This is a genomic window from Actinomadura sp. NBRC 104425, assembly GCF_030269545.1.
Taxonomy (GTDB): domain Bacteria; phylum Actinomycetota; class Actinomycetes; order Streptosporangiales; family Streptosporangiaceae; genus Spirillospora; species Spirillospora keratinilytica.
Genome location: NZ_BSTN01000121.1, coordinates 1 through 399 on the forward strand (window position 1 = coordinate 1; position 399 = coordinate 399).

Here is a 399-nt window from a genome sequence, read left to right on the forward strand (position 1 = left end):
ATGGCGCGACCTTGTGGGTTGCCGGTGACGAGCAGCGTTCTCAGCCGCGGCTGCTGCGGGAGCTGTCTGAGGTGAGTGTGGCGAGTGTGGTGCCGTCGCTGCTGGGGGTGTTGGAGCCGGACGATCTGGCGCATGTGGAGCGGATGGTCGTGGGTTCCGAGACGGTCGGTGAGTCGCTGGCCCGGGAGTGGGCGCGGGGGCGGCGGCTGGTTCACGCGTACGGTCCGACCGAGGCGACGGTGATCGTCGCGGTGGGTGAGGTGGATTCGGATCGTGGTGGTCCGGTGCCGTTCGGCGGTCCGATCGCCAACACCCGCATCTACGTGCTGGACGACAGCCTCGAGCCGGTGCCCGTGGGTGTCGTGGGTGAGTTGTACATCGCCGGCGCCGGGCTGGCGC

General features: G+C 69.7%; 1 protein-coding gene. It reads left to right on the top strand.

Annotated features, from left to right (window positions below):
• Positions 1-399: AMP-binding protein (locus QSK22_RS33380; RefSeq protein WP_285498504.1), on the top strand; the 399-nt coding region annotated here is incomplete at both ends.